A 3,895-nucleotide genomic window follows, 5' to 3' on the forward strand; every position below is an offset into this window, starting at 1 on the left:
GGCGCACCGACCGTGCGCCCCGGGGGCCTTCGCCGTGCGGCGGGCGCGGCGGGCACGGACGCGAGCACGGTCACGGTCACGGATTGGTTCAGACCTCTTGTGGGGGTGTCCGTGATGTCCCTAGCCTCAGCGGTGTTGTGCATTGCGAAACCTTCGTTGCGTATGTTGCAACGCCCGCCGAAGGGTCCATCGTGAAACCGCCCGCCCGCAGTGCCGGTCCGTGCGGCCCGGCACACCGCGGCCGGGCCGCGGGAATTCGGCCGCGGCTTCCGCGGGGGCCGGGGCCGGTCGCTTTTTCCCGCCCCGATCGCCGTGATCGCATTCCGGGACCCGGCGACCTGATTCCGTCTCCGCTCGCGCGTCGGCGCCCGCTTCCGGTTCCCGGTCCGTCCGCGCTGCCGGGCCGGGTCGCCGGGCATCGGCACTCGGGTCCGCGCGAGCGCCGGGAACAGCCCCGGAACGGCCCGGGAACAGCCCCGGAACGGCCCGGGAACAGCCCCGGAACAGCCCCGGAACGGTCGCGGAAAGCCGTGCGGAGAGCCCGGCGGGGACCGCGTTCATCCATGCGGCGAACCCTGTCGGATTCGCCCGGCGGGCCCTCTTCCCGCCCGCCGGGCCGGATGCCCGGGCGGCTTCGGCAATGCCGGCGATTCCGGTGCCGATCTTCCTCGGATCTCTCCTGGATCTTCCTCGTACTCGTGCAGCGACGACCGGTCCCCGGACCGGGCGGAGCGGTAAAGGACTGATGTGACAGACGTGATGGGACTTATTCCGGCGCCCCGGCACATTTCCCGGAACCCCTCGGGCCGCCGGCGGCTCGGCAGGGCGACGCGCCTGGTCGCGGGACCCGGCACCGAGGGTGTCGCGCGCTGGCTGCGGGCTACGGTCGGGGCGGCGACCGGCCTGCCCCTCGCGGAGGGCGGGGGCGCGGACCACGCCGGGGACCGGATCGTGCTGAGCATCGATCCGGCACTGCCCCCGGAGGACTATCGCCTGGTCGTCGACGGCCCGCAGTGCCGTATCCAGGGCGGTAGCGCGGCCGGCGTCCTGTGGGGTGCGCAGACCCTCCGCCAGCTTCTGGGGCCCGACGCGTTCCGCCGGGCCCCGATGCGGCCGGAGCGGGAGTGGGAGCTCGCGGCGGTCACCGTCGAGGACGGCCCCCGCTTCCGCTGGCGCGGACTCATGCTCGACGTGGCCCGGCACTTCATGCCCAAGGAAGGCGTGCTGCGTTATCTCGATCTGATGGCCGCCCACAAACTCAACGTCTTCCACTTCCACCTGACGGACGATCAGGGCTGGCGTGTAGAGATCAAGAAGTATCCGAAGCTGACGGAGACCGGTTCCTGGCGCGCACGCACGAAATTCGGTCACCGGGCCTCCCCGCTGTGGGAGGAGAAGCCGCACGGTGGCCACTACACGCAGGACGACATCCGGGAGATCGTCGCCTACGCCGCCGAGCGGCATATCACCGTCGTCCCCGAAATCGACGTACCGGGACACTCGCAGGCCGCCATCGCCGCGTATCCGGAACTCGGCAACACCGATGTCGTCGACACGTCCGCCCTCACGGTCTGGGACAACTGGGGGATCTCTCCGAACGTACTCGCCCCCACCGACAACACACTGCGCTTCTACGAGGGGGTGTTCGAGGAACTGCTCGAACTGTTCCCGTCGGAGTTCGTACACGTCGGCGGTGACGAATGTCTCAAGGACCAGTGGCGGCAGTCGCCCACCGCGCAGGCCCGCATCGGCGAACTCGGACTCGCCGACGAGGACGGGCTCCAGGCCTGGTTCGTCGGGCACTTCGCCGACTGGCTCGCCGCGCGCGGACGCCGGCTCATCGGCTGGGACGAGATCCTGGAGGGCGGCCTGGCGCCGGGCGCGGCCGTGTCCTCGTGGCGGGGCTACGCGGGCGGCGTCGCCGCCGCACGGGCGGGCCACGACGTCGTCATGTGCCCCGAGCAGCAGGTCTACCTGGACTACCGGCAGCACGCCGGACCGGACGAGCCCGTCCCGATCGGATATGTCCGCACCCTCGAGGACGTCTACCGCTTCGAACCCGTTCCGCAGGAGCTGACGCCGGAGCAGGCGCGGCACGTGCTGGGCACCCAGGCCAACGTGTGGACCGAGGCGATGGAGGACCACGCCCGGGTGGATTACCAGGCGTTCCCGCGGCTCGCGGCGTTCGCCGAGGTCGCCTGGGGCCGGCTGCCCGCCCCGGCGGACCGGGACTTCGCCGGCTTCGAGCGGCGCATGGCCGTCCACTACCGGCGGCTGGACGCCCTCGGCATCGCCTACCGGCCGCCCGCCGGTCCGCACCCCTGGCAGCGGCGCCCCGGCGTCGCCGGACGTCCGCTCGACGGGCCGCCCCCGAGCCGTTAGCGCCGACGGCGGGCCGGCTCGGGCGCGGGCCGCCCCGAGCCGGTGGCGCCGGCCGGCAGGCGGGGGCGGGCGCGGGGCGCGCCGAACAGGTCACGGAAAAGCCGCGCAAGAGTCACCGAAGAGTGTCAATCGGCATGCACCGGAGATCCCGTACGAAACCAGGCCATCCCCCCGGTGAGGTGGGCGAATGCCTCCTAGCGGACCCCTGCGTTCGGGCCCTGCGAAGATGTGCCAGAGTTGCCACGTCCGCCCTGTCAGCACGTACCGTACGGCAGCACAGGTGGGACCAGGTGGGACCCAAGTGGGGCAGCGGGAAGGGGCAGCCGGTTTGACCACGCACGCACCGCAGGCGGCGCAGGCCGTGACGCTGCCCACGACGTTGGACGAGGCCGTGGCGGCGCTCTCCGCCATGCCCACGGCCGTGCCCGTCGCAGGCGGCACCGACCTCATGGCCGCCGTGAACTCCGGCCAGCTCAGGCCGGCCGCCCTGGTCGGCCTCGGCCGCATCAGCGAGATCCGCGGCTGGCAGTACCAGGACGGGCACGCCCTGCTCGGCGCGGGTCTGACCCACGCCCGGATGGGCCGCCCCGACTTCGCCGCCCTGATCCCGGCGCTCGCCGCCGCGGCGCGCGCCGCGGGCCCGCCGCACATCCGCAACGCGGGCACCCTCGGCGGCAACATCGCCTCGGCCTCGCCCACCGGCGACGCGCTGCCGGTGCTCGCCGCCCTGGAGGCGACGCTGATCATCGCCGGCCCCGGCGGGGCGCGCCGCGAGATGCCCGTGTCGCACCTGCTGGCGGGCATGGAGATGCTGCGCGCCGGCGAACTCATCGGCTACGTGCGCGTGCCGCTGCTGCACGCCCCGCAGGTCTTCCTGAAGGCCACCGGCCGCACCGGCCCGGGCCGCGCCACCGCGTCCGTCGCACTGGTCCTGGACCCGGCCCGGCGCGGTGTCAGGTGTGCCGTCGGAGCCATAGCGCCGATGCCGCTGCGGCCCCTGGAGGCCGAGCAGTGGGTCGCCCGGCTCATCGACTGGGACAACAACCGCACGATCGTCCCGGAGGCGCTGCACGCCTTCGGCGAGTACGTTGCCGCGGCCTGCATCCCGGACCCGGCGCCGGAGGCGGACGGTTCCGTGCCGCAGCTTCCGCCCGCCGTACTGCACCTGCGGCGCACCGTCGCCGCGCTGGCCCGACGAGCACTGGGGAGGGCGCTGTCATGAGCGACGACCAGCACGGACAGGACACCCCCCGGGGCGGTGGCCGCTGGGACCCGCTGCCCCAGGGCGACTACGACGACGGGGCCACCGCCTTCGTGAAGCTGCCCGAGGGCGGCATCGAGGCCCTGCTGGCCGGGCGTGGCGACAGCCCGCTGGCCGCGCCCGGCCACGGTTACGTCCCGCCGCAGATCTCGGCCACGTCCCCGGACGCGCCGACCGACCCGGCCGCCAGCGGCGGCTGGGCGGCGCCCGCGGACGCCGGACGCTGGCCCGAGCCCGACGCCATGCCCCAGC

General features: G+C 73.7%; 2 protein-coding genes and 1 pseudogene. All 3 read left to right on the forward strand.

The annotated features are described in order from the left end of the window. Positions 1–759: 759 nt before the first annotated feature. Positions 760–2,382, forward strand: coding sequence for a beta-N-acetylhexosaminidase (locus ABT085_RS44855; RefSeq protein WP_351622569.1), 1,623 nt, complete (start codon positions 760–762; stop codon positions 2,380–2,382). Positions 2,383–2,710: 328 nt separating this feature from the next. Then, positions 2,711–3,604 (forward strand): FAD binding domain-containing protein, encoded by an 894-nt coding sequence (locus ABT085_RS44860; RefSeq protein ID WP_351622572.1) that lies wholly within the window; start codon positions 2,711–2,713, stop codon positions 3,602–3,604. After that, positions 3,601–3,895: pseudogene (locus ABT085_RS44865) on the forward strand (hypothetical protein); the annotation flags it as partial. The gene ABT085_RS44860 and the pseudogene ABT085_RS44865, both read left to right, overlap by 4 nt.

This window comes from Streptomyces sp. NPDC002265 (assembly GCF_040296125.1).
GTDB lineage: Bacteria > Actinomycetota > Actinomycetes > Streptomycetales > Streptomycetaceae > Streptomyces.

What these genes read in the sequence shown, in the direction of transcription:
- ABT085_RS44855 (WP_351622569.1), top strand. Translation starts at nt 760, where the DNA reads ATGGGACTTATTCCGGCGCCCCGGCACATTTCCCGGAACCCCTCGGGC.